Raw genomic sequence first — 19,438 nt, forward strand, 5'->3', positions numbered from 1 at the left:
GATAATTCCCCGTCCCAAACAATAAAACAAGCTATCACTTGTATAAATAAATGCCATCGACCCCCATCGATCCCTCGTCCACCATGCGCATGCTCGAGGCCCTCAAGCGCCAGGCCCCCGCCAGCACCGCCGACCTGGCGCGCGCGCTGCAGATGACGGCCGAGGCCGCGCGCCAGCAGATCAACAAGCTGGCCGACCAGGGCCTCGTGCAGGCCGATCTGCAAAAGCCGGCCGGTGCGGGCCGGCCGCGCCATTTGTGGACCTTGACCGCAGCGGGCCAGCGCTACTTCCCCGACGCCCATGCCCAGCTCACGGTGCAGCTGATTGGCGCGATCGAAAAACTGTTTGGCCAGCAGGGCATGGACGGCATGATCAGCGAGCGCGAAGCGCAATCACGCTGCCGCTACCGCCAGGCCTGCACCGCCCCCGGCCTGCCCGAGCGCCTGGCCCAGCTGGCCGAGGTCCGCACCCAGGAGGGCTATATGGCCCATGTCGAGCCCCACCCGCAAGGCTGGCTGCTGGTGGAGCACCACTGCCCGATCTGCGCGGCGGCGCAAAGCTGCCGGGGCTTTTGCCGTTCGGAACAAGCGCTGTTCCAGGAGGTGGTCGAAGGCCTCGCGACCTTGGAGCGCAGCGAATACCTGCTCGAAGGCGGCCAGCGCTGCGTGTATCTGGTGCAGCCGCTGTAAGTCCACCGGCGACACCACCACCTCAGGCCGCCGCCTGACGCGGCACAGCTGGCTCAGGCGCAAGCCGCTGCTTCGTCGCCCCCCTGGGATGCGCTGCGGGCTTGGGTCTGCGGCTTGGCCATGCGCAGGCAGACCAACCAGGCCAGCAAGGCCAGGCCCGCTGCGCCCCAGAGCGCATGCTGCAGGCCCTGGGCATTGGCCTGGCGCAGGGTCTCGGCGCTGGCCCCTTCCAGGCCGGCCAGCGGCGCTGCTGCCAGCATTACCAGCAAGGCCAGGCCCAGCGCCGCGCCCACCTGCTGCGCGGTGGCGGCCACCCCCGATGCCACGCCTTGGCGCGCAGGTGCAATGCCCTGGCCCACGAGGACCCACATGCCGGTCCAGCTGGCGCCCTGGCTCAGGCTCATCACCACAAAGCCGGGCACCAGCCAGGCATAGTTGCCGGCCAGCGGCAGCACCGCTGCCATCCAAACCATGCCCAGCACACCGGCGGCCCAGCCCCGCAGCAGAACCGTACGCACACCGTGCTGCGCCAGGCCGCGCTCGGCCAGGCGTATGCCCCAGGTGCACACCGCCGTTGGCAGCACAAAGGCCAGGCCGGCCTGCAGCGGGCTCCAGCCCAGCACCTGCTGGAAATACAGGCCCAGAAAGTAGTACTGCACGCCATAGCTGCTCATGAACAGCATGGCCAGCAGCATGCTGGTCTGCAAGCTGCCCACCCGCAGCATGGCCAGTGGCATCAAGGGCGCTGCCACCCGCGCCTCGGTGCGCCAGAACAGGCCCAGCGCGGCCAGCGCCAGCAGCAGCAGGCCCGCCGTGCGCCAGTCAGCCCAACCCCATTGCGGGCCCTGCACCAGCAGCGCCACCAAGGCGCTGGCACCCACGGTCACGCTGATGCAGCCCAGCAGGTCAAAACGCCGCTGCGCAGCGGGCACTGCAGGCATCGCCGGCAGGTAGCGGCCTGCGGCAATCGCACAAGGCCAGGCAATCGGCACCAGCACCCAGAGCACCCAGTTCCAGCCCAGGGTCTGGGTCAGCAAGCCACCCAGCAGGGCACCGGCCGCCAGCCCGCCGGCACTGGCCATACTCCACACCGCCAGCGCGCGGTTGCGCTCAGCGCCTGCGGCATACAAGGTATTGATCATCGACAAGGTGGCCGGGAACAGCAGCGCCGCTGCCACGCCCTGCCCGGCACGCGCCGCCACCAATTGCCAGGGCAGATGCGCAAAGCCGCCAGCGAAGGAGGCCAGGCCAAACAGCGCCATCGCCACCACATACATGCGGCGCTGGCCCAGCAGGTCCGCAAAGCGCCCGCCCAGCAGCAGGCAGCCGCCAAAGGCCACGCTGTAGCCGCTGATGACCCACTGCAGGTGGCGGGCATCGAGCTGCAGCTGCTGGCCGATGGCGTCGAGCGCAACAAAGACAATCGTCGCATCGAGCGCAATCAGCAGCTGCGCAAACGACAGCAAGGCCAGCGCGGCACGCGGATGGCGCAGCACCACGGTTGGGTGCACAGGTTTTTCAAGGGTCACTTCATCACTCCAAAACATACGGACCTGCAGTGCTGGGGCAGCAGCTGCAGGCGGGTGATGACCGGTCATGGCGACATGGTATTTAAATCAATAACGAAGATAAACAGAAAATCTATCTTTTACTTATGCAAAAATGAATCAATAGTTTGGCAGGAGCAGCCCCATGGATTTGAACGCGGTACAGATGCTGATCAAGGTGGCCGAGCACAAGAGCTTTACCCAGGCCGCGCACTGCCTGGGTACCACGCAGTCGCGCATCTCCCGCGCCATTGCGCAGCTGGAGGCCGAGCTGGGCACGCGCCTGCTGCACCGCAATACCCGCAATGTGTCGCTGACTCCCGATGGCTGCCTGCTGGTGGACCGCAGTGCCGCGTTGATCGCCGGGCTGGACGATGCCAGGCAGCAGCTGCTGGACCGGCGCTGCGAGCCCACCGGCGTGCTGCGCATGACAGCACCCTCGGTGCTGGGCCGTGTGGTGCTGACGCCCCTGCTCGGCCAGCTACTAGAGCAGCACCCGGGCCTGCAGATCGAGGCCAGCTTTACCGACCGCCTGGTGGACATGGTGGACGAGGGCTTTGACGCAGCGGTGCGCATTGGCCCCCTGCTCGACAGCCGCATGATCGGCAGGCCACTGCCGCCGCTGCACTGGGTGACAGTGGCCTCTCCCGCCTACACCGCCCGCCATGGCCGGCCGCAAAACCTGGAAGAGCTGGCCACACACCGCTGCCTGTCGGTCTACAACCACTACCGGGGTTTTGCCGTGCCCTGGCAGTTTCGCCTGCCCGATGGCAGCACCATCGACTGGCCCGCGCCCCATGCCATCCGCTTTGACAGTGGCGACCCCTTGATCGAAGGCGCGATTGCCGGCCTGGGCGTGGCCCAGGTGATGGGCTTTGCGGTGCGCGATGCGCTGGCCGATGGCCGGCTGGAACGGCTGCTGCCCGCGCTGGAAGGCCGCAGCCGCGAGCTCTCCCTGGTCTACCCGCGCACACGCCATGCCTCGCCCAAGGTACAGGCGCTGTGCAAGCTGCTGCTGGGGCGCAGCGCCTGGTGATGGCGGCCGGCCGCCAGGCGGGCTGGCAGCGATTGTTCAAATCCATGCAACGCTGCGTTCAAACCAGCGGCACCCCAAACCAGCAGCCAAGCCCTACAGTGGATACAAGCGCCAACAACCAATGGCAAGCAGGCGCTCTTCACCGCGGTTGCGGTCCGTATTCAACGATTGAGGAAATATTCACCATGGCTAAAGTTCTGGTTCTCTACCATTCCATGTACGGTCACATCGAGACCATGGCCGGCAAAATCGCCGAAGGCGCAGGCAGCGTGGCGGGCACCGAGGTCGTCATCAAGCGCGTGCCCGAGACCATGCCCCAGGAAGCCTTCCAGGCTGCCGGCGGCAAGGTCAACCAAACCGCTGCCGTGGCTACGCCCGCCGAGCTGGCAGAGTACGACGCCATCATCTTTGGCACCCCCACCCGTTTTGGCAATATGAGCGGCCAGATGCGCAGCTTCCTCGACCAGACCGGGGGCCTGTGGGCCAAGGGCGCGCTGTCGGGCAAGGTCGGCAGCGTGTTCACCTCCACCGGCACCCTGGGTGGCCAGGAAACCACCGTCACCTCGTTCTGGAACACCCTGGCCCACCACGGCATGGTGATCGTGCCCGCCGGCTTTGGCCTGCCCTCGCAGTTTGACCTGTCGCAGGCCAAGGGCGGCTCGCCCTACGGCGCCGCCACGCTGGCCGGTGCCGATGGCTCGCGCCAGCCTTCCGCCCCCGAGCTGGAACTGGCCTTTGCCCAGGGCGCCAAGGTCGCCGCACTGGCCGCCAAGCTGAGCGCCTGAGCCTTTAGAACCTGTTCAAAGTCTCCTCGCGCCGCGACAGTGTCTTTGCGAGATGGGATGCGAGGCGCAACACCGCAGTAATAGCCGCGCTATTGCGAGGATTTGCAACGACGCAGACCGCTCGCAAAGTCACAGTCCCTATGGGTTGGAGTGAAATCGGGCGATTTCTGCGCGCTGGCTCTTGCTTGCACCCCGGTGCAAGCTGCGAACCAGCCCTTCGAACTCATCCCGATTGCACTCCAACGCGGCTGCGTAGAGACTTTGAACAGGTTCTTAGCCGGCCCGGCCGGCTGCAGCCGTCTTAGAACGTAAAAAAGCCAGTCAGAGGTTCTGACTGGCTTTTAGGTTTTTTGGCTTTTTGATTTTGACGCCTTGTGGGGTGCCTGCCACCGTGCTGGTGGCAGGGCAGTGCCGCTTACTTGGCGGCCAGGCGCTGCCAGGTGTCGATGACGCTGTCGGGGTTCAGCGAGATCGAGGCAATGCCCTTGTCCGCCAGCCACTGGGCAAAGTCCGGGTGGTCCGAAGGGCCCTGGCCACAGATACCGACGTACTTGTTCTGGGCCAGGCAGGCGGTGATGGCGCGCTCGAGCATCTTCTTGACGGCAGGGTCGCGCTCGTCAAAGTCGGCAGCCAGCAGCTCCAGACCGGAGTCACGGTCCAGGCCCAGGGTCAGCTGGGTCAGGTCGTTCGAGCCGATCGAGAAGCCGTCGAAGTACTCCAGGAACTCATCGGCCAGGATGGCGTTCGAGGGCACTTCGCACATCATGATGACTTCCAGGCCGTTCTCGCCGCGCTGGAGACCATTGGCCGCCAGCAGCTCGGTCACGCGCTTGGCCTGGTCCAGGGTACGCACGAAGGGGATCATGATCTTGACATTGGTCAGGCCCATGTCGTTGCGCACGCGCTTCAAGGCCTCGCATTCCATCTTGAAGGCTTCGCCAAAATCCTTGGAGATATAGCGCGCTGCACCACGGAAGCCCAGCATTGGGTTTTCTTCATCGGGCTCGTAGCGGCTGCCACCGATCAGCTTGCGGTACTCGTTGGACTTGAAGTCCGACATGCGCACGATGACCGGCTTGGGATAGAACGCCGCAGCGATCGTTGCCACACCTTCGGTGATCTTGTCCACGTAGAAAGCGCGTGGCGAGGCATGGCCACGGGCCACGGATTCAACGGCCTTCTTCAAATCAGCATCGACAGCCGGGTAGTCCAGGATGGCCTTGGGGTGCACGCCGATGTTGTTGTTGATGATGAATTCCAGACGTGCCAGACCCACGCCGTCGTTGGGCAGCTGGGCAAAGTCAAAGGCCAACTGGGGGTTGCCCACATTCATCATGATCTTGGTCTTGATGGGCGGCATCTCGCCGCGCTTGACCTCGGTCACTTCGGTCTCGAGCAGGCCGTCATAGATGCGGCCGGTATCGCCTTCTGCGCAGCTGACCGTCACCAGGGTGCCGTTCTTCAGCAGCTCGGTGGCATTGCCGCAGCCCACGACGGCAGGGATGCCCAGCTCGCGCGCAATGATCGCGGCGTGGCAGGTACGGCCACCGCGGTTGGTGACGATGGCAGCTGCCTTCTTCATCACCGGCTCCCAGTTCGGGTCGGTCATGTCGGTCACCAGCACATCACCGGCTTCGACCTGGTCCATCTGCGAGATGTCGGAGACCAGACGCACGCGGCCGGTGCCGATCTTCTGGCCAATCGCACGGCCTTCGGCCAGCACGGTGCCGCTGCCCTTGAGCTTGTAGCGCTGTTCGGCCTGGCCCTTGGACTGGCTCTTCACCGTCTCAGGGCGTGCCTGCAGAATGTAGAGCTTGCCGTCGGTACCGTCCTTGCCCCATTCGATGTCCATCGGGCGGGCATAGTGCTTCTCGATCACCAGCGCGTACTGCGCCAGCTCCTGCACTTCGGCATCGGTGAGCGAATAGCGGTTGCGCAGCTCGGGGCTGACATCGGTGGTGCTCACCAGCTTGCCGGAGGCGGCTTTTTCTTCAGGCGTTGCAAACACCATCTGCAGCAGCTTGGAGCCCAGGTTGCGGCGGATCAGCGCCTGCTTGCCCGCTTCGAGCATGGGCTTGTGCACATAGAACTCGTCCGGGTTCACGGCGCCCTGCACCACGGTCTCACCCAGGCCGTAGCTGGAGGTGATGAAGACCACCTGGTCAAAGCCCGACTCGGTGTCAATGGTGAACATCACGCCTGCGGCACCCTTGTCCGAGCGCACCATGCGCTGCACACCGGCCGACAGGGCCACCACGTCGTGCTCAAAGCCCTTGTGCACGCGGTAGGAGATGGCGCGGTCGTTGTAGAGCGAGGCAAACACTTCCTTCATCTTGTGCAGCACATCGTCGATGCCCACCACGTTGAGGAAGGTTTCTTGCTGGCCGGCGAAAGAGGCGTCAGGCAGGTCTTCTGCGGTAGCTGACGAGCGCACGGCAAAGGAGGCCTCGGTATTGCCCGCTTGCAGAGTCACAAAGGCCTCGGCAATGGCTTTTTGCAGATCGAGCGGGAAAGGCTGGGCCTCGACCATGGCCCGGATCTCGGCGCCGACCTGGGCCAGCGCGCGCACATCGTCCACATCCAGCGCCGCGAGCTTGGCGCTGATCTTGTCAGCCAGGCCTTCGTGGGCCAGGAACTCGCGGAAGGCGTGGGCCGTCGTGGCAAAGCCGGTCGGCACGCGCACGCCTTGCGGCAGTTGCGAGATCATTTCGCCGAGCGAGGCGTTCTTGCCGCCTACGACCTCGACGTCGGTCATTCTCAGGTTCTCAAACGGTACGACCAGGGCGGTCGCGCTGTAGAGGTTGGACATGGTGAAGCTCCGGAAGTTAAAAACTGGCTCGGGCGCCCATGGCCGCAGTGGGGGCAATGGCACGCACGCATAGACTCCTGCCCGGCCGCTGCGGGCTCGGACATCTGGCTTTGTATTTGTACTGGTAGGCCGGAGTACATGCGGGAAATGTGAATAATGGGCGTCATTGTAGGCGTGCCGCCGCCGTTTTGCTTGCGACTTGCTGAACACCGTGGTCAACAATGACAAACCCCGCAGGCAGCCGTCCACCGCCTGCGACAGAATTCGCCCGTTACCGCCGATGTAGCCCTAGAACCTGTTTACGATCTCTACGCAGCCGCGTTGGAGTGCAATCGGGATGAGTTCGAAGGGCTGGTTCGCAGCTTGCACCGGGGTGCAAGCAAGAGCCAGCGCGCAGAAATCGCCCGATTTCACTCCAACCCTTCGGGACAGTGGCTTTGCGAGCGGTCTGCGTCGTTGCAAATCCTCGCAATAGCATGGCTATTGCTGCGGTATTGCGCCTCGCATCCCATCTCGCAAAGACACTGTCGCGGCGCGAGGAGATCGTAAACAGGTTCTTAGGCCCAACATGCACCAACGCACCATTTTCTTTATCTCTGATGGCACCGGCGTGACAGCCGAGACCTTTGGCCGCGCCATCATGAAGCAGTTCGACATCACCACCCGTGCGGTGCGCCTGCCCTTTGTGGACACGGTCGACAAGGCCCACCAGGCCGTGCACCAGATCAACCACACGGCCGACAAGGAAGGCAAAAAGCCCATTGTTTTCACAACCTTGGTCGAACCCGAGACGGTCAAGGTGGTGCATGAGCACTGCAAGGGCCTGGTGATGGACATGTTTGCCACCTTTGTCCAGCCGCTGGAAGACGAGCTGGGCGCCAAGTCGCACCACCGCATTGGCCGCTTTACCGATATCAGCGAGAGCAAGGAATACTTTGACCGCATGGAGGCGATCAACTTCAGCCTGGCGCACGATGACGGCCAGACCAACCATGACCTGGCCGGTGCCGATGTGATCCTGGTGGGGGTGAGCCGCAGCGGCAAGACGCCTACCAGCCTCTACCTGGCGATGCAGTTTGGCCTGAAGGTGGCCAATTACCCGCTGATCCCCGAAGACTTTGACCGCCAGCAGCTGCCACCGGCCCTGCTGCCTTATAAGAAGAAGATCTTTGGCCTGACCATTGCCCCCGAGCGCCTGTCCCAGATCCGCAATGAGCGCCGCCCCGACTCGCGCTACGCCAGCCTGCAGAACTGCCGCATGGAAGTGGCCGAGGCCGAATCGATGATGCGCCGCGCCGGCATCCAGTGGCTGTCGACCACGCACAAGTCCATCGAAGAGATTGCCGCCGTGGTGCTGCAGGACCTCAAGCAGGACGAGTGAGCGGCGCGCAGCCAATCGCTGCCCATTGCTGCTGATGGCTGCTGATGGCTGCTGATGGCTGCTGATGGCTGCTGATGGCTGCTGATGGCTGCTGATGGCTGCTGATGACTGCTGATGGCTGCTGATGACTGCTGATGGCTGCCCATCGCGGCCCCTGGCTTTTTCCCTAACGCTGCGCGGTAGGGATGCGCAACGTTACCCTTGCTTCGCACAGCTTTACAGCAGGCCGCATGCGCGCCTGCTATAACCAAGCGATCACGGCCCCGTGTGGATGGGCCGCCGCTCAGGAGTTCAAGCATGAACACAACTTTGACCTGGATCGCCAGCGCCGGCCTCTGTGCCGCGCTGCTGGCCGCCCTGCCCGCCCAAGCCGCCCAGCCGGGCGCTTTTTCCGTGACCGAGACCAAATCGGCCATCGGCAACAAACCCGCCAAGGCCCCCCGCACCAAGGACCGCTGCATCGGCCCCGAGCTGGTGGACAAGGAAGGCTTTCTCTACCCCGATCTGATCCTGTCCAAGCATTTCAGCCAGTGCCGCATCAAGGACAGCAAGCTCTTGGACAAGAACAACAAGAGCTGGACGGTGACCTGCGGCAAGATGCTGACCGCCCAGGCCAAGCAAACCAATACCGGTGACAACTTTCATCTGCACATCGATGCAGCCCTGCTGGGCGGCGCGATGAAGCAGACGCTGGACTATGAGGCGCAGAGCTTGAAGCGCCAGTGCACGCCCGACGACGAGCCGCTGGAATAAGCAAGCACGCAATCAGCCAACTCGGCGGGCTGAGGCCCGCTTAAGTTTGCGCGAACAGATACTGGGCCGTGCCATCCGGCGCCTGGGTGGCAAAGCAGCCCACGCCCCAGACCTGGGCAATGGTCTCGGGTGTCAACACCTCATGTACGGTGCCATGCAGGCAGCCGCCACCATGCACCAGCAGCACATCGTCGGCATAGCGCAATGCCAGGTTCATGTCATGCACCACGGCAATCACCCCCACCCCGGCAGACGGCCCCGCATGCGCCCAGTCGCGCAGCAAAGCCATGGTCTGGTGCTGCCAGGCCAGGTCCATCGCAGCGGTGGGCTCGTCAAGCAGCAGCCAGCGCGCGCCGCCGCATGCGGCCGGCTCCCAGAGCTGGGCCAGCACCCGCGCCAGATGCGTGCGCGCCCGCTCCCCACCTGACAAGCTGCGCACGCTGCGCTGGGCAAAGGCGCTGACCTGGGTCAGCGCCATCGCACGCTCCACAATGCCGGCCTCATCGGCGCTGGGCTGGAGCCGGTGCGTATAGCGCCCCAGCTCCACCACCTCCTGCACCGTAAAGTCAAAGGCCACGCCACCGTCCTGCATCATCATCGCGCGGCGCAGCGCCAGCTGCTCGGACGACCAGCGTGCCAGCGGCTGCCCATCAAAAAGCAGCTGACCACCATGGGGCTGCCACTGGCCCGTCATCGTGCTCAGCAGGCTGGATTTACCCGCGCCATTGGGCCCGACGATGGCGGTGACCCGGCCTGCCTCAATGCGGGTGTGCAGGCTCAGCAGGGTATCGCCACCGGGCACGCCGACGGCCAGGTGCTCCAGGCGCCAGCTGCTGACGGGCCCGCAGGATGCGGACTGCGGCGCAAGCCGCTTGGCAGCGCCCCAGGTTTTGAAGGGATAAAACATCGGCAGCCTCGCTCAGAGCTGGCGCCGGAACTGGCGCAGCATGGCCAAAAACAGCGGCACGCCGACCAGAGCAGTCAGCACGCCCAGCGGCAGCTCGGCCGGCGCCACAACGGTGCGCGCAAAGGCATCGGCAAACACCACCATCGCAGCGCCCAGCAAGGCCGATGCGGGCAGCACCACCCGGTGGTCCGGCCCGGCCAGCATGCGCACCCAGTGCGGGGCCACCAGGCCGATAAAGCCAACCATGCCGCAGCCGGCGGTGATGCAACCCACGACCAGAGCGGCCAGCACCACGGCCAGGCGCTTGGTGCGCTCCACCCCTACGCCCATCAGGCTGGCCTGGGCCTCGCCCAAGGCAATGGCATTGAGAGACTGGGCCAGGCGCTGGGCGATCAGCAAGGCCACGGCCACCACGGCGCAGGTCGCCAAGGCCACCGGCCAGCGCGTGCTGCCCAGGCTGCCCATGAGCCACAGCTGCAGGTTGCGCAGCTGCTCATCGGTGGACAGAAAACTCAGGAGGCCCAGCCCAGCCATCGCCAGCGCATTGATGGCCACGCCCGCCAGCAGCATCACGCCAATGCGCGTGCCGCCCCCTGTTTGGGACAGGCCATAGATCAAAAACGTGGTAACCAGGCCGCCGCCAAACGCGGTCAGCATCAGCGGCCAACTGCCCAGGCTGCGCGGCAGCGCCGGAAACCACAGCGCGCCCATCACAATCAGCGCAGCCGCCGCCAAGGCCGCGCCGCTGCTGACCCCAATCAGGCCCGGGTCGGCCAGCGGATTGCGAAACAGCCCCTGCATCAGCGCCCCGGCCAGCCCCAGGCCCGCACCGGCTGCCAGGCCCAGGATGAGACGCGGCAGGCGGATGGTGGCAAACACCAGTTGCTCGGTGCTGGCGCCCGGGCTGGCAGCGCCCGCGCCCTGCCACCAGTGCAGCCAGGCGTTCCAGGTGATGCCCGGCAGGCGCGCCGCATCGATCGCAAACGCGCCCTGCCCGGCCGCAAACACAAAGGCCGCCAGCACCAGCAAGGCCATCAGGCCCAGGGTGCTGGATTTGCCCAGGCGCCGCTGCGCCGGGCGCCGACTGGGCTTGCGCGCGGCGCTGCCAGCCGCCCCCGCAGCGGGGGCTGGCGATGGCGCCACCGCATGCAAACCCGCTGCTGCCGGCTGGCTGTGCGGGGCGTCCGCGCTGACGCGCACACGCGCCGCTTCGCTCATGGCTGGATGGCCAGCAAGCCCTGGTGCAGCGCCTGCACGGCCTGCGGCAGGCGCGGGCCATAGCCCAGCAGCTGGCTTGCCTCCAGCGCCACCATGGTCTTGTTCTTGAACGCAGGGGTCAGCGCCAGCTCAGGCCGCGCCCAGAACTTCTCCGCACCGCCCACCGCCTCCAGGCCCTGGGTGGTGGTCACAATCACCTGCGGCGCCGCCTGCGCCATGGCTTCGGCCGTCAACGGCCGGTAGCCTTGGAAGCCCTGCATCACATTGGTCGCGCCGCCCAGGCGCAGCAGCGCATCAGCTGCCGTGGCCTGGCCTGCCACCTGGGGCGATCCGCTGTGCGACAGCACAAACAGCGCACGCGGCGCGCGCCCGGCAGCCACACTGGCACGCACCTGGGCCTGGGTCTGGTCCCAGTCGGTCTGCAAGTGCTGCGCCAGCTGCTCGGCCTGGGCCTGCTTGCCGGTGGCCTGGCCTACCAGGCGGATCTTGCGCAGCACCTCGTCCCAGCTATGGTCGGACTGCACCAGGGCCACGGTCACCCCGGCCTGCGCAATCTGCTGCAGCACCACGGGCGGGCCGGCCTCGGTCGTGCCGATCACCGTATCGGGCTTGAGCGAGAGCACGCCCTCGGCGGCCAGCTGACGCACATAGCCCACCTTGGGCGTCTTGTCGGCGGCCTCCGGGTAGTTGCTGGTGCTGTCACTGCCCACCAGCAGCTGCTCGGCGCCCAGCAGGTAGATGATTTCGGTCAGCGCGCCGCTCAAACTGATCAGGCGCTTGGCCGCCACCTGGGGCTGCACGCCGACAAAGGGCTGCAGCACCGATTTGGCACCCGCATCGGCCACCGGCCGGGCGGGCTGTGCCCAGAGCGGGCCCGCCATGGTTGCAGCGGCAGCACCAGCAGCCCAGGTCAGGCAATCACGGCGATTCAATAAAGCCATCTTGCACTCCTCAAGCACTTACCGGCTCGGCGTTCAGGCGCGGCAGGCCGGTCGCCAGCGCGCGCCAGCCAGCCAGTTCCGGCTTGCCGGGCTTGCGGGCACCAAAGAACATGGCCATCAGGTCGCCATAGGCGTCGAACAGCTCGACCGAGGTGACGGTGCCATCGCTGGTCGGCTTCTCCACCAGCCAGGCATGGGCGATCAGATCGGTGCGCAGATGCAGGTTAAAGCCCTGGTCCAGCACATTGATCCACTCGGCATTGGGGCTGCTCATCGGCTCGATGCGCTGCACCGGGCCGCTGTGGATCTGGATGCAGCCGCCGCTGCTGACAAACACCATGATGGGCGTGGCCGAGAAGCTGGCCTCGTTGAGCAAGGCGGTCACACTGTCCTTGGCCAGGGGCCAGGCAAACTGGCCCTGCACCAGGCGGAAGGACTGCTGGCGCTCGGCCCCGGCCTTCTTGATGATGCTGAAGAACTCATGCGTGTCCTTCATGCCGGCCCAGGCGGCCTGCAGGGCGGGCACATCGACGCTGCTATCGGCCGGCACGCTGACGGGCTTGCGTGCCTCTGGCGCATCAAAGCCGGGCACGCTGCCGCCAGCAGCCACCGCAAAGCGCTCCACCAGCGCCTGCCAGGCCTGCAGATCGCTGGCGTCGCGGGCATAGACCTTGTGCACTGCCCGGCCTGCCCGGTTGTAGAACTGCAGGCTGCGCAGCACCGTGCTGCCGCCATGGGCCGAGGTCTCGGTCACCGCAAATCCGGCATGCCAGCTGGCAAAAAACAGGCGCAGGTCAATGTCTTCGTTCAGCGCAATACCCACCTGGGCCCCCAGCTCACCGCCCGCGCTGAGGTTGGCATATACGCCGGTCTTCTCATGCACGGTGCTGGCATTGCGGGTCAAGGCCATCACCGGGCCGCAGGCTTCCAGCGCCTTGAGCACCTCTACCCAAGCGCCCTCGGGTGCTGCCAGTACCTGCACCTGCAAGCTGCTGCCCTCCGGCTGCCACTGCTGGGCATGGGCGGCAATCGCCTCGCCTTCGCTGGTGCCGGCAGCTTCGGCCGCTTCCTTGGCGCGCAGGCCCTTGGCACGTTCTGCGGCAAAGGCCTGGCGGATGTCTGCGGCACGGGCCGCGCTCAAGGCGGCTGGCGCAGCGGCGGGAGAAAGAGACGGATTCATGGGGGGACTCCTTATGGAAAAACCGGCAGCGTGCAAACCGCGCACGCTGCCCTCAGAGGCAGATTTAGAACTCGGCGACCAGGCTGACCTTGGCCGAGCGGCCCGGCTGGGTGTAGCTATCGATAACGCCTGAGCTGGACGCGAGACCACGCACATCGGACCAGCGCCAGTACTTCTTGTCGGTCAGGTTGTAGATACCCACGTTCAAGCGCAGGTCCTTGCGGATGCGCCATTGCGCTGTCAGGTCCACCAAGGTGGCCGATGGGTTCAGGAACTGGGTGCCACCGCTAGGGTTGGTCGTGTCCTTGGCCTTTTTGCCCTGGGTGTAGTTCAGACCCAGCTGCGCTGTCCAGACGGCGGCTTCGGCACGCAGGCCCACGGTAAAGCGCTGCGGATCGATGGACGACAGCGGCTCGGCGCTGGTACGGTCACGGCCCTGGGTACGGCCCCAGGAAAACGGCGTACTCCAGCCGATGCCGGCGTAGCGCCCCCAATCGGCATCGCCCTTGACTTCAAAGCCACTGATGTTGACTTTGCCTCGGTTGACCGACTGGAACACCAGTGGATCCGCAGCGGTACCCACACCACCCACCTGCACCAGGTCGTCAATAAAGTCCTTGTAGCGGCCGGTGAATGCCGCCACATCCAGCGCCACATTGCCCAGCCGCCCACGCACCCCAAACTCCAGGTTCTGGCTGGATTCCGGTTTCAGGTCGGGGTTGGGGATGGTCTTGTAGTTGGCCACCGGGTTTTCAAAGAAGGCATTGACCTGGCCGGCGTTGGGCGCGCGGAAGCCCTTGGCGTAGTTACCGAACACACTCCACGCCGGATCGACCCGGTACATCACACCCAGCTTGGGCGAGGTGGCATTGCCCGACAGTGACACCGCATTGGCGCCAAAGCCGGCCTGGTCGGCCTTGATGCTGAAGTGGTCGTAACGCAGCCCGGGCGTGAAGGTCCAGTTGCCCAGCACCAGCTCATCTTGCGCATAGAGGGCCCAGCTCGATTCGGTGGTATCGGGAAAGCGCTTGAGCGGGAAGGTCTCGCCCACCGGCGGCGTGATACCCGTCTGCAGGTTCTCGACATCGCTGCGCACATAGTCGATGCCGTAGGTGATCTTCTGCGCCAGGCCCGCATCGCCGCGCAGCAGCTTGCTGGCCTGCACATTGGCCTGCCAGGTCTTTTCCTGGTAGGTCACATCGCGCGTGCGGTCGGCCGCCGTCAGGCGGTCTTCGTAGATGAACTCGCGCGAATCGGCGTTCTGGTAGCTCAGGCTGGCCTTGATGTCATCCCACGCGGGCGTGCTCAGGTTGCGCCACTCGCCCGTCCAGCTGCCGCGCGTGCGCTTCATGTCTGTTGAAGATCCGGAATCGATGACGGCCGTAGCGGCGGTGACCGGCGGCGCCGTGCGTGCGGTGTAGAGCTGGTAGTCGGCTTTCTTGTCGACATGCTCGACGGTGAAGGTGTGCTTCTGGTCCGCATTGGGTCGCACCACCACCTTGCCCAGCACCGAGGCATCCTTGTCGCGCTGCGGATTCGGTGTGGTACGGCGCGTATCGAGCGTGTCGATATCGCCCATGTTCTTGAGTTCATGGCTGCGGCCCAGATTCACGCCCAGCAGCCATTCCACCGTCTCATTGGGCTTGCCAGCCAGGGTCAGGCCCAGATTCTTGCCGGTGTTCTCGCTGTCATAGCCTACGCTGGCACGGCCGCCAAAGGTCTGGCCGTCCTTGAGCAGGTTGCGGGGATCATTGGTGATGAAGTTGACCAAGCCTGCCATGCCGTCGGAGCCATACAGCGCCGAGGTGGCCCCCCGCACCACTTCCACCCGCTGGACCATGCCGACATCCAGGTAGTCACGGCCAAAGGCATTGGCGCTGAACACATAGCTGCGCGGCAGGCGGATGCCATCGACCAGCATCAGCACGCGGTTGCCGTCCAAGCCCCGGATATTGAAGCCAGCGTTCTGGTCGCGGCCGGTGGGGCTGGACGCCAGGGTGAAGCGCGCCGGTGCGCGCTTGACTGAGACATTGGGCATGTCGCGGGCAATATCGCGGATATCGCGCATCTGCTGCTCTTCCATCTGCCGGGCATTGATGACATCAATGCTCATCGGCAGCTCATCGGGGTCCTGCTCGTAGCGCGAGCCACTGACCACCATTTCCTTGAGCAAGGGCGCATCGGCCGCAGCCACCTGCACGGCGCCAGTCGCCTGACCGGAGCTGGCCGCTGCAGGGCTTTGGGCCTGTGCTGCCTGGGCCACACACATCAGTGCAGCCAGTGCCAGGGGTTGCAAGGCCAACGGCTGGCGCGCGGCACTGGAGAGGCGCGACACAGGGAGGGACGAAGACACGCGATGCGTGTCGCAAGGGGGATGAGCAGCCACGGGCCGAGCTTTCAGACAACAGGGTTGAACAAAGAAGCTGGCAATGACGGCCCGCTGCAAGGGCAGGGGCGGCAGCACGGCTGGCGTGCGGGTCACAGGCTGGCGATGTAACAATTATATGAGAATAGTTCTTATTTATCGAGGCAATAGCCCTGCAACGACTGGGTGCTGCTTCGAAATAGCGACAGTTGCAGCGGAATACGCAAGATCTGCGCTTGCTCGAGCCGTCATCGGCAACCCCCGCGAAGCTTTTGCAGCCGGCACGCACCAACAAAAAAACCGCCTGGTCTGCAACGCCTGCACCGGTGGAGCACCCCCTGGGCGCCCTGTACCTTGGCAACGGCATGCAGACCAGGCGGCTTGCGCGCTGGCCTTGCTGGCGGCTTAGCGGCTTATTTCAGCCATTTCTGCGCCTCTTGCTGCAACACGCCGCGCAGCGCCAGCACATCCCAGGTGAACTGCATCACGCGCTGGTAGTCGGCATCGTCCACCGGCAGCATAAAGCCCAGCTGGTTGACGGGGGTCAGCGGCTTGTCCAGGTAGGCGGCGTAGAGGCGCGGGTCGGCCTTGCTGTAGTGCAGCGCCTCATAGGTCTCGGTGATCATCGCATCGCCCTTGCCGTCGGCGATCAGGCCCGGAATCTCGGCGTTCTTGTCATGCGTGCTGACCTGGGCATTCTTCAGGTTCTGCAGCACATAGGCCTCGTTGGTGCCGCCGGGATTCTTGATCACGCGCACGCTGGCCTGGTTCAGGCTTTCGGGCGTGGTGAACTTGTCCTTGTCGGCCGCACGCACCAGGGCTACCTTGCCAAACGGCGCGTAGCCCGGCAGCATCTGCACCTTGCTCAGGCGCGCCACATTGCGCGTGATGCCGCCCACGGCCACATCAAACTTGTTGTCCTGCAGGTCCTGCATCAGCTTGGGCCAGCTGGTGTCCACATACTCGACCTTGACCCCCAGCTCCTTGGCCATGGCCTCGACCACCTCGATATCGTGGCCGGCGTATTTGCCATCGGCCTTCATCGCAAAGGGGCGGTAGTCGCCCGGGGTGCCCACGCGCAGCACCTTGGCCTGCATGATGGCATCGAGCCGGGGGCCCGCCTGGGCAGGCAGAGACAGCGCTGCAAGCGCCGTCGCGCTGAGGGCCATGGCGGCGAGGGTGTTGGTTTTCTTCTGGAACATGGTGGCACCTTGGTGTGGTCGACAATCGGGAGGGAAGATCACGCAAAAAAAGCGTGCACACCGTTGCGGTGTACACGCTTTTTGAGACACGCGGCGCCATTGTGTCCCAGCGCCAGCCGCCTGCCCATCGGGGTTCACCCAAGCCTGGCAGGCGCTGCGCCGATCAATAACGCGAGATCTGGCCCTGGTTGATCTGCACGCGGTCGCCCGGGCGCAGATCGCCGGGGTTGGGCACATCAAAAATGCGCTGGCCGCCGTTTTGCAGGTTGATATGGATGCGGTAGCCGCTGACGGTGCTGCGGCCGCTGCCCGACGACTGCTCCAGCGCATTGCCGGCCGCTGCGCCACCGGCCACACCGGCTGCAGTGGCGGCCATGCGGCCAAAGCCGCCGCCGACCTGGTTGCCCAGCACACCGCCAACCACGGCGCCCAAGATGGCGCCTACGCCGGAGGTGCTGCGCGACTGCGAGCGCAGCTCTTCAATATTGCCCACGGTGCCGTATTCCATACCGTACGGTGCTTGCTGCTGCGGATAGCCGCCCTGCTGCGGGTAGCTGCCCTGTTGCTGGGGCGCCGGGCCTTGCGGGTAGCGGTTGTCATAACGGGGAGGTGCCTGCACACAGGCCACCAGTAGCGAGGCGGCCGCCAGGGCCAGGCCCAGCTTGCCTGCACGTTGCAGCAGGCTGCGCGAGCTTGGATTTGTTTGAGACATTGCGCTCTCCTTTCAGATCACAAAAATGACGAGGGGGTCAGGGCCACCAAGGGCCCGCCAGGTTCAGTAGCTTGCGGTGGCTTACTTGGTGCCGGTGGAGCCATAGCCCCCGGCGCCGCGTTCGGACACATCGCCAAAATCTTCGACCACCTGAAAGCTCGCCTGCACCACCGGCACGATCACCATTTGCGCGAGGCGTTCCATCGGCTGCAGCACAAAGGGCTGGCTGCTGCGGTTCCAGGCGCTGACCATCAGCTGGCCTTGGTAGTCGCTGTCGATCAGGCCGACCAGGTTGCCCAGCACGATGCCATGCTTGTGGCCCAGGCCCGAGCGCGGCAGGATCATCGCGGCATAGCCAGGGTCGCGCAAATGGATGGCCAGACCGGTAGGCACCAGCTGCCAGGCATTGGGCTCCAGGGTCAGAGGGGCATCGAGACAGGCACGCAAATCCAGGCCGGCGCTACCAGGGGTGGCGTACTGGGGCAGCTGCTCTTGCATGCGGGGGTCGAGAATCTTCAGGTCAACAATCATGGTGGTGGTTCAGCTATCAATGCAGCGAAGGCTAGCATATACACAACGCCCGCCAGCGCAGTTGGTGCACCGGCCTACAGGCATTTACCGTATGCATACAAATGCAAGGAACTGCACCACCCCCACCCTGTCCCCCTGCGGCATCCGGCTGGGGCCGTGTTCTGTGGCCGCCTAGTTCTTTTGCGACCAGCCCTTTTTGAAGGCCGCAATCAGCATCACGATGCCCAGTGGCGGAAACATGATGCCCAGGATCGCGGCGATCAGCACCCCGATGAGCTTGAAACCGCTGAACGGCTTCTTGCTGGCTGTACTGCCACTGCCGGCAGAGGTAAAAATCGAGGTGGTGGCTGCGCCTGCACTGCTGCGCGTTGTAGTGGTCAGCGTCTGCGCCGCGCCCTGGCGCCTGTCCTTGCGCACCTGGTCCATCTGGCGGATGCGGTCGAGCAGCTCCTGGGCCTGGTCGGCGATCGGGTTGCTGCTCGTCTGGCCGGATGGAGCCGCTGGCGACTGGCCGTGGCCTGGCCGCGCCGGGCGCTGCATGCTGCCCATGGTATGAGGGGCACCGGGGTTCTGCCGGGCGATGAGCTGGTCCACATAGCGCACAAAGTCGCCGTGCGGTGGTGTGTCATAGACAGATGCGCTGTCCCTGTTCAGCAGTGCCAATGGCATCTCCTCTTGCCGCCGTCGCTTGCAAGCGGCAGCAGCGATTGATAGTTTCAAACTCCGGCATAGCAAGGCTGCATGCCCGGACCCTCTTGTCCCTCTGAGAGCGCATTGTGCTTGACATCCTGCGCCCCTACAACGCGTCAGATGCAGCGCGCGCTGCCTGCACCCGGCCTTGCTTTCTGTCACAATGGCCTCAACTTTTGTCCATGGCGCAACCCCTGGCGCCAAAAAACCCAAAATTTAACGAGGAACCTGCCATGTCGGAATCCCTGATCAAGCACACCAACGAAGCCAGCTTTGAAGGCGATGTTCTGCAACCCAACACCAATGTTCTGGTGGACTTCTGGGCCGAATGGTGCGGCCCTTGCAAGCAGATCGCTCCGGTGCTGGAAGAAGTGTCGGTCAGCTACAAGGACAAGCTGCAGATCGCCAAGGTCAATGTCGATGAGAACCGCGCCATCTCGGCCAAGTTCGGTATCCGCGGCATCCCCACCTTGATGCTGTTCAAGAACGGCGAACTGGCCGCCACCAAGGTGGGCGCGCTGAACAAGGCCCAACTGACGGCTTTCCTGGACGAGCAACTGGCCTAAATCCAGCCCCTGGATGCGCGGCCCGCGCGTCTGCATCCCGGCATGGCTGGCCCAATCTGGCGGCCATCGCCAACAAAGCACGGTTTCTGCCGTGCTTTTTGCATTTTTCAAGCATTTGATTTTTCT

General features: G+C 64.8%; 17 protein-coding genes. 6 read left to right on the top strand and 11 right to left on the bottom strand.

The genetic code is table 11. The features are described from left to right. Positions 1–50 precede the first annotated feature (50 nt). Positions 51–689: a helix-turn-helix transcriptional regulator gene (locus WH265_RS02595; protein ID WP_339557230.1), complete on the top strand. Its 639-nt coding sequence runs from the start codon at positions 51–53 to the stop codon at positions 687–689. Between the two features lie 53 nt (positions 690–742). Here WH265_RS02595 and WH265_RS02600 read toward each other — a convergent pair whose 3' ends face one another. Beyond that, on the bottom strand, positions 743–2,218 hold the full coding sequence (locus WH265_RS02600; RefSeq protein ID WP_339557231.1) for an MFS transporter: 1,476 nt from the start codon (positions 2,216–2,218) through the stop codon (positions 743–745). A gap of 163 nt (positions 2,219–2,381) precedes the next feature. Here WH265_RS02600 and WH265_RS02605 point away from each other — a divergent pair, with 163 nt between their 5' ends. Both WH265_RS02605 and wrbA read left to right on the top strand, forming a co-directional pair. Beyond that, positions 2,382–3,272 (top strand): LysR family transcriptional regulator, encoded by an 891-nt coding sequence (locus WH265_RS02605; RefSeq protein ID WP_339557232.1) that lies wholly within the window; start codon positions 2,382–2,384, stop codon positions 3,270–3,272. Positions 3,273–3,457: 185 nt separating this feature from the next. Next, on the top strand, positions 3,458–4,057 hold the full coding sequence (wrbA, locus tag WH265_RS02610; protein ID WP_339557233.1) for an NAD(P)H:quinone oxidoreductase: 600 nt from the start codon (positions 3,458–3,460) through the stop codon (positions 4,055–4,057). A 415-nt stretch (positions 4,058–4,472) separates the two neighbouring features. Here the strand turns inward: wrbA and ppsA are convergent, their stop codons facing one another. Then, a complete protein-coding gene (ppsA, locus tag WH265_RS02615) occupies positions 4,473–6,866 on the bottom strand; it encodes a phosphoenolpyruvate synthase (protein ID WP_021026839.1) in 2,394 nt (797 codons plus the stop codon). 568 nt (positions 6,867–7,434) lie between these two features. Here ppsA and ppsR point away from each other — a divergent pair. Both ppsR and WH265_RS02625 read left to right on the top strand, forming a co-directional pair. Further along, complete coding sequence (gene ppsR / locus WH265_RS02620) at positions 7,435–8,247, top strand: posphoenolpyruvate synthetase regulatory kinase/phosphorylase PpsR (protein WP_021026838.1); 813 nt, start codon at positions 7,435–7,437, stop codon at positions 8,245–8,247. A gap of 297 nt (positions 8,248–8,544) precedes the next feature. Continuing rightward, positions 8,545–9,000, top strand: coding sequence for a hypothetical protein (locus WH265_RS02625; protein WP_148293148.1), 456 nt, complete (start codon positions 8,545–8,547; stop codon positions 8,998–9,000). A gap of 40 nt (positions 9,001–9,040) precedes the next feature. Here WH265_RS02625 and WH265_RS02630 read toward each other — a convergent pair whose 3' ends face one another. From WH265_RS02630 to WH265_RS02670, 9 genes are all read right to left on the bottom strand, one after another. Continuing rightward, positions 9,041–9,907 (bottom strand): heme ABC transporter ATP-binding protein, encoded by an 867-nt coding sequence (locus tag WH265_RS02630; protein WP_339557234.1) that lies wholly within the window; start codon positions 9,905–9,907, stop codon positions 9,041–9,043. A 12-nt stretch (positions 9,908–9,919) separates the two neighbouring features. Further along, the gene (locus tag WH265_RS02635; protein WP_445228474.1) at positions 9,920–11,125 is read right to left on the bottom strand and encodes a FecCD family ABC transporter permease; all 1,206 of its coding nucleotides are present in this window, start codon (positions 11,123–11,125) and stop codon (positions 9,920–9,922) included. After that, complete coding sequence (locus WH265_RS02640) at positions 11,122–12,066, bottom strand: heme/hemin ABC transporter substrate-binding protein (protein ID WP_339557235.1); 945 nt, start codon at positions 12,064–12,066, stop codon at positions 11,122–11,124. Before WH265_RS02640 ends, WH265_RS02635 begins: the two co-directional genes overlap by 4 nt. 10 nt (positions 12,067–12,076) lie before the next feature. Next, positions 12,077–13,246 carry a hemin-degrading factor gene (locus WH265_RS02645; protein WP_339557236.1) on the bottom strand — a complete coding sequence of 390 codons (1,170 nt, stop codon included), beginning with the start codon at positions 13,244–13,246 and terminating at the stop codon, positions 12,077–12,079. Between the two features lie 64 nt (positions 13,247–13,310). Next, positions 13,311–15,515 carry a TonB-dependent hemoglobin/transferrin/lactoferrin family receptor gene (locus tag WH265_RS02650; protein ID WP_339557408.1) on the bottom strand — a complete coding sequence of 735 codons (2,205 nt, stop codon included), beginning with the start codon at positions 15,513–15,515 and terminating at the stop codon, positions 13,311–13,313. A 509-nt stretch (positions 15,516–16,024) separates the two neighbouring features. After that, on the bottom strand, positions 16,025–16,813 hold the full coding sequence (locus tag WH265_RS02655) for a transporter substrate-binding domain-containing protein (RefSeq protein ID WP_339519879.1): 789 nt from the start codon (positions 16,811–16,813) through the stop codon (positions 16,025–16,027). Positions 16,814–16,976: 163 nt separating this feature from the next. After that, the gene (locus WH265_RS02660; protein WP_339557237.1) at positions 16,977–17,525 is read right to left on the bottom strand and encodes a glycine zipper 2TM domain-containing protein; all 549 of its coding nucleotides are present in this window, start codon (positions 17,523–17,525) and stop codon (positions 16,977–16,979) included. A gap of 81 nt (positions 17,526–17,606) precedes the next feature. Then, positions 17,607–18,056 (bottom strand): dUTP diphosphatase, encoded by a 450-nt coding sequence (gene dut, locus WH265_RS02665; protein ID WP_021026601.1) that lies wholly within the window; start codon positions 18,054–18,056, stop codon positions 17,607–17,609. 171 nt (positions 18,057–18,227) lie between these two features. Then, complete coding sequence (locus tag WH265_RS02670; protein WP_339557238.1) at positions 18,228–18,719, bottom strand: hypothetical protein; 492 nt, start codon at positions 18,717–18,719, stop codon at positions 18,228–18,230. 260 nt (positions 18,720–18,979) lie between these two features. On the opposite strand from WH265_RS02670, the gene trxA reads away from it, so the two are divergent. Continuing rightward, complete coding sequence (gene trxA / locus WH265_RS02675; RefSeq protein ID WP_027010832.1) at positions 18,980–19,312, top strand: thioredoxin TrxA; 333 nt, start codon at positions 18,980–18,982, stop codon at positions 19,310–19,312. Positions 19,313–19,438 lie beyond the last annotated feature (126 nt).

The organism is Comamonas sp. MYb396, assembly GCF_037479555.1.
GTDB lineage: Bacteria > Pseudomonadota > Gammaproteobacteria > Burkholderiales > Burkholderiaceae_C > Comamonas.

Coding starts and splice junctions, on each gene's coding strand:
- WH265_RS02650 (WP_339557408.1), bottom strand. CDS start 15,515: ATGTGTGTGGCCCAGGCAGCACAGGCCCAAAGCCCTGCAGCGGCCAGC.
- WH265_RS02595 (WP_339557230.1), top strand. CDS start 51: ATGCCATCGACCCCCATCGATCCCTCGTCCACCATGCGCATGCTCGAG.
- ppsA (WP_021026839.1), bottom strand. CDS start 6,866: ATGTCCAACCTCTACAGCGCGACCGCCCTGGTCGTACCGTTTGAGAAC.
- WH265_RS02655 (WP_339519879.1), bottom strand. CDS start 16,813: ATGTTCCAGAAGAAAACCAACACCCTCGCCGCCATGGCCCTCAGCGCG.
- WH265_RS02630 (WP_339557234.1), bottom strand. CDS start 9,907: ATGTTTTATCCCTTCAAAACCTGGGGCGCTGCCAAGCGGCTTGCGCCG.
- trxA (WP_027010832.1), top strand. CDS start 18,980: ATGTCGGAATCCCTGATCAAGCACACCAACGAAGCCAGCTTTGAAGGC.
- ppsR (WP_021026838.1), top strand. CDS start 7,435: ATGCACCAACGCACCATTTTCTTTATCTCTGATGGCACCGGCGTGACA.
- WH265_RS02625 (WP_148293148.1), top strand. CDS start 8,545: ATGAACACAACTTTGACCTGGATCGCCAGCGCCGGCCTCTGTGCCGCG.
- WH265_RS02660 (WP_339557237.1), bottom strand. CDS start 17,525: ATGTCTCAAACAAATCCAAGCTCGCGCAGCCTGCTGCAACGTGCAGGC.
- WH265_RS02645 (WP_339557236.1), bottom strand. CDS start 13,246: ATGAATCCGTCTCTTTCTCCCGCCGCTGCGCCAGCCGCCTTGAGCGCG.
- WH265_RS02640 (WP_339557235.1), bottom strand. CDS start 12,066: ATGGCTTTATTGAATCGCCGTGATTGCCTGACCTGGGCTGCTGGTGCT.
- dut (WP_021026601.1), bottom strand. CDS start 18,056: ATGATTGTTGACCTGAAGATTCTCGACCCCCGCATGCAAGAGCAGCTG.
- WH265_RS02635 (WP_445228474.1), bottom strand. CDS start 11,125: ATGAGCGAAGCGGCGCGTGTGCGCGTCAGCGCGGACGCCCCGCACAGC.
- wrbA (WP_339557233.1), top strand. CDS start 3,458: ATGGCTAAAGTTCTGGTTCTCTACCATTCCATGTACGGTCACATCGAG.
- WH265_RS02605 (WP_339557232.1), top strand. CDS start 2,382: ATGGATTTGAACGCGGTACAGATGCTGATCAAGGTGGCCGAGCACAAG.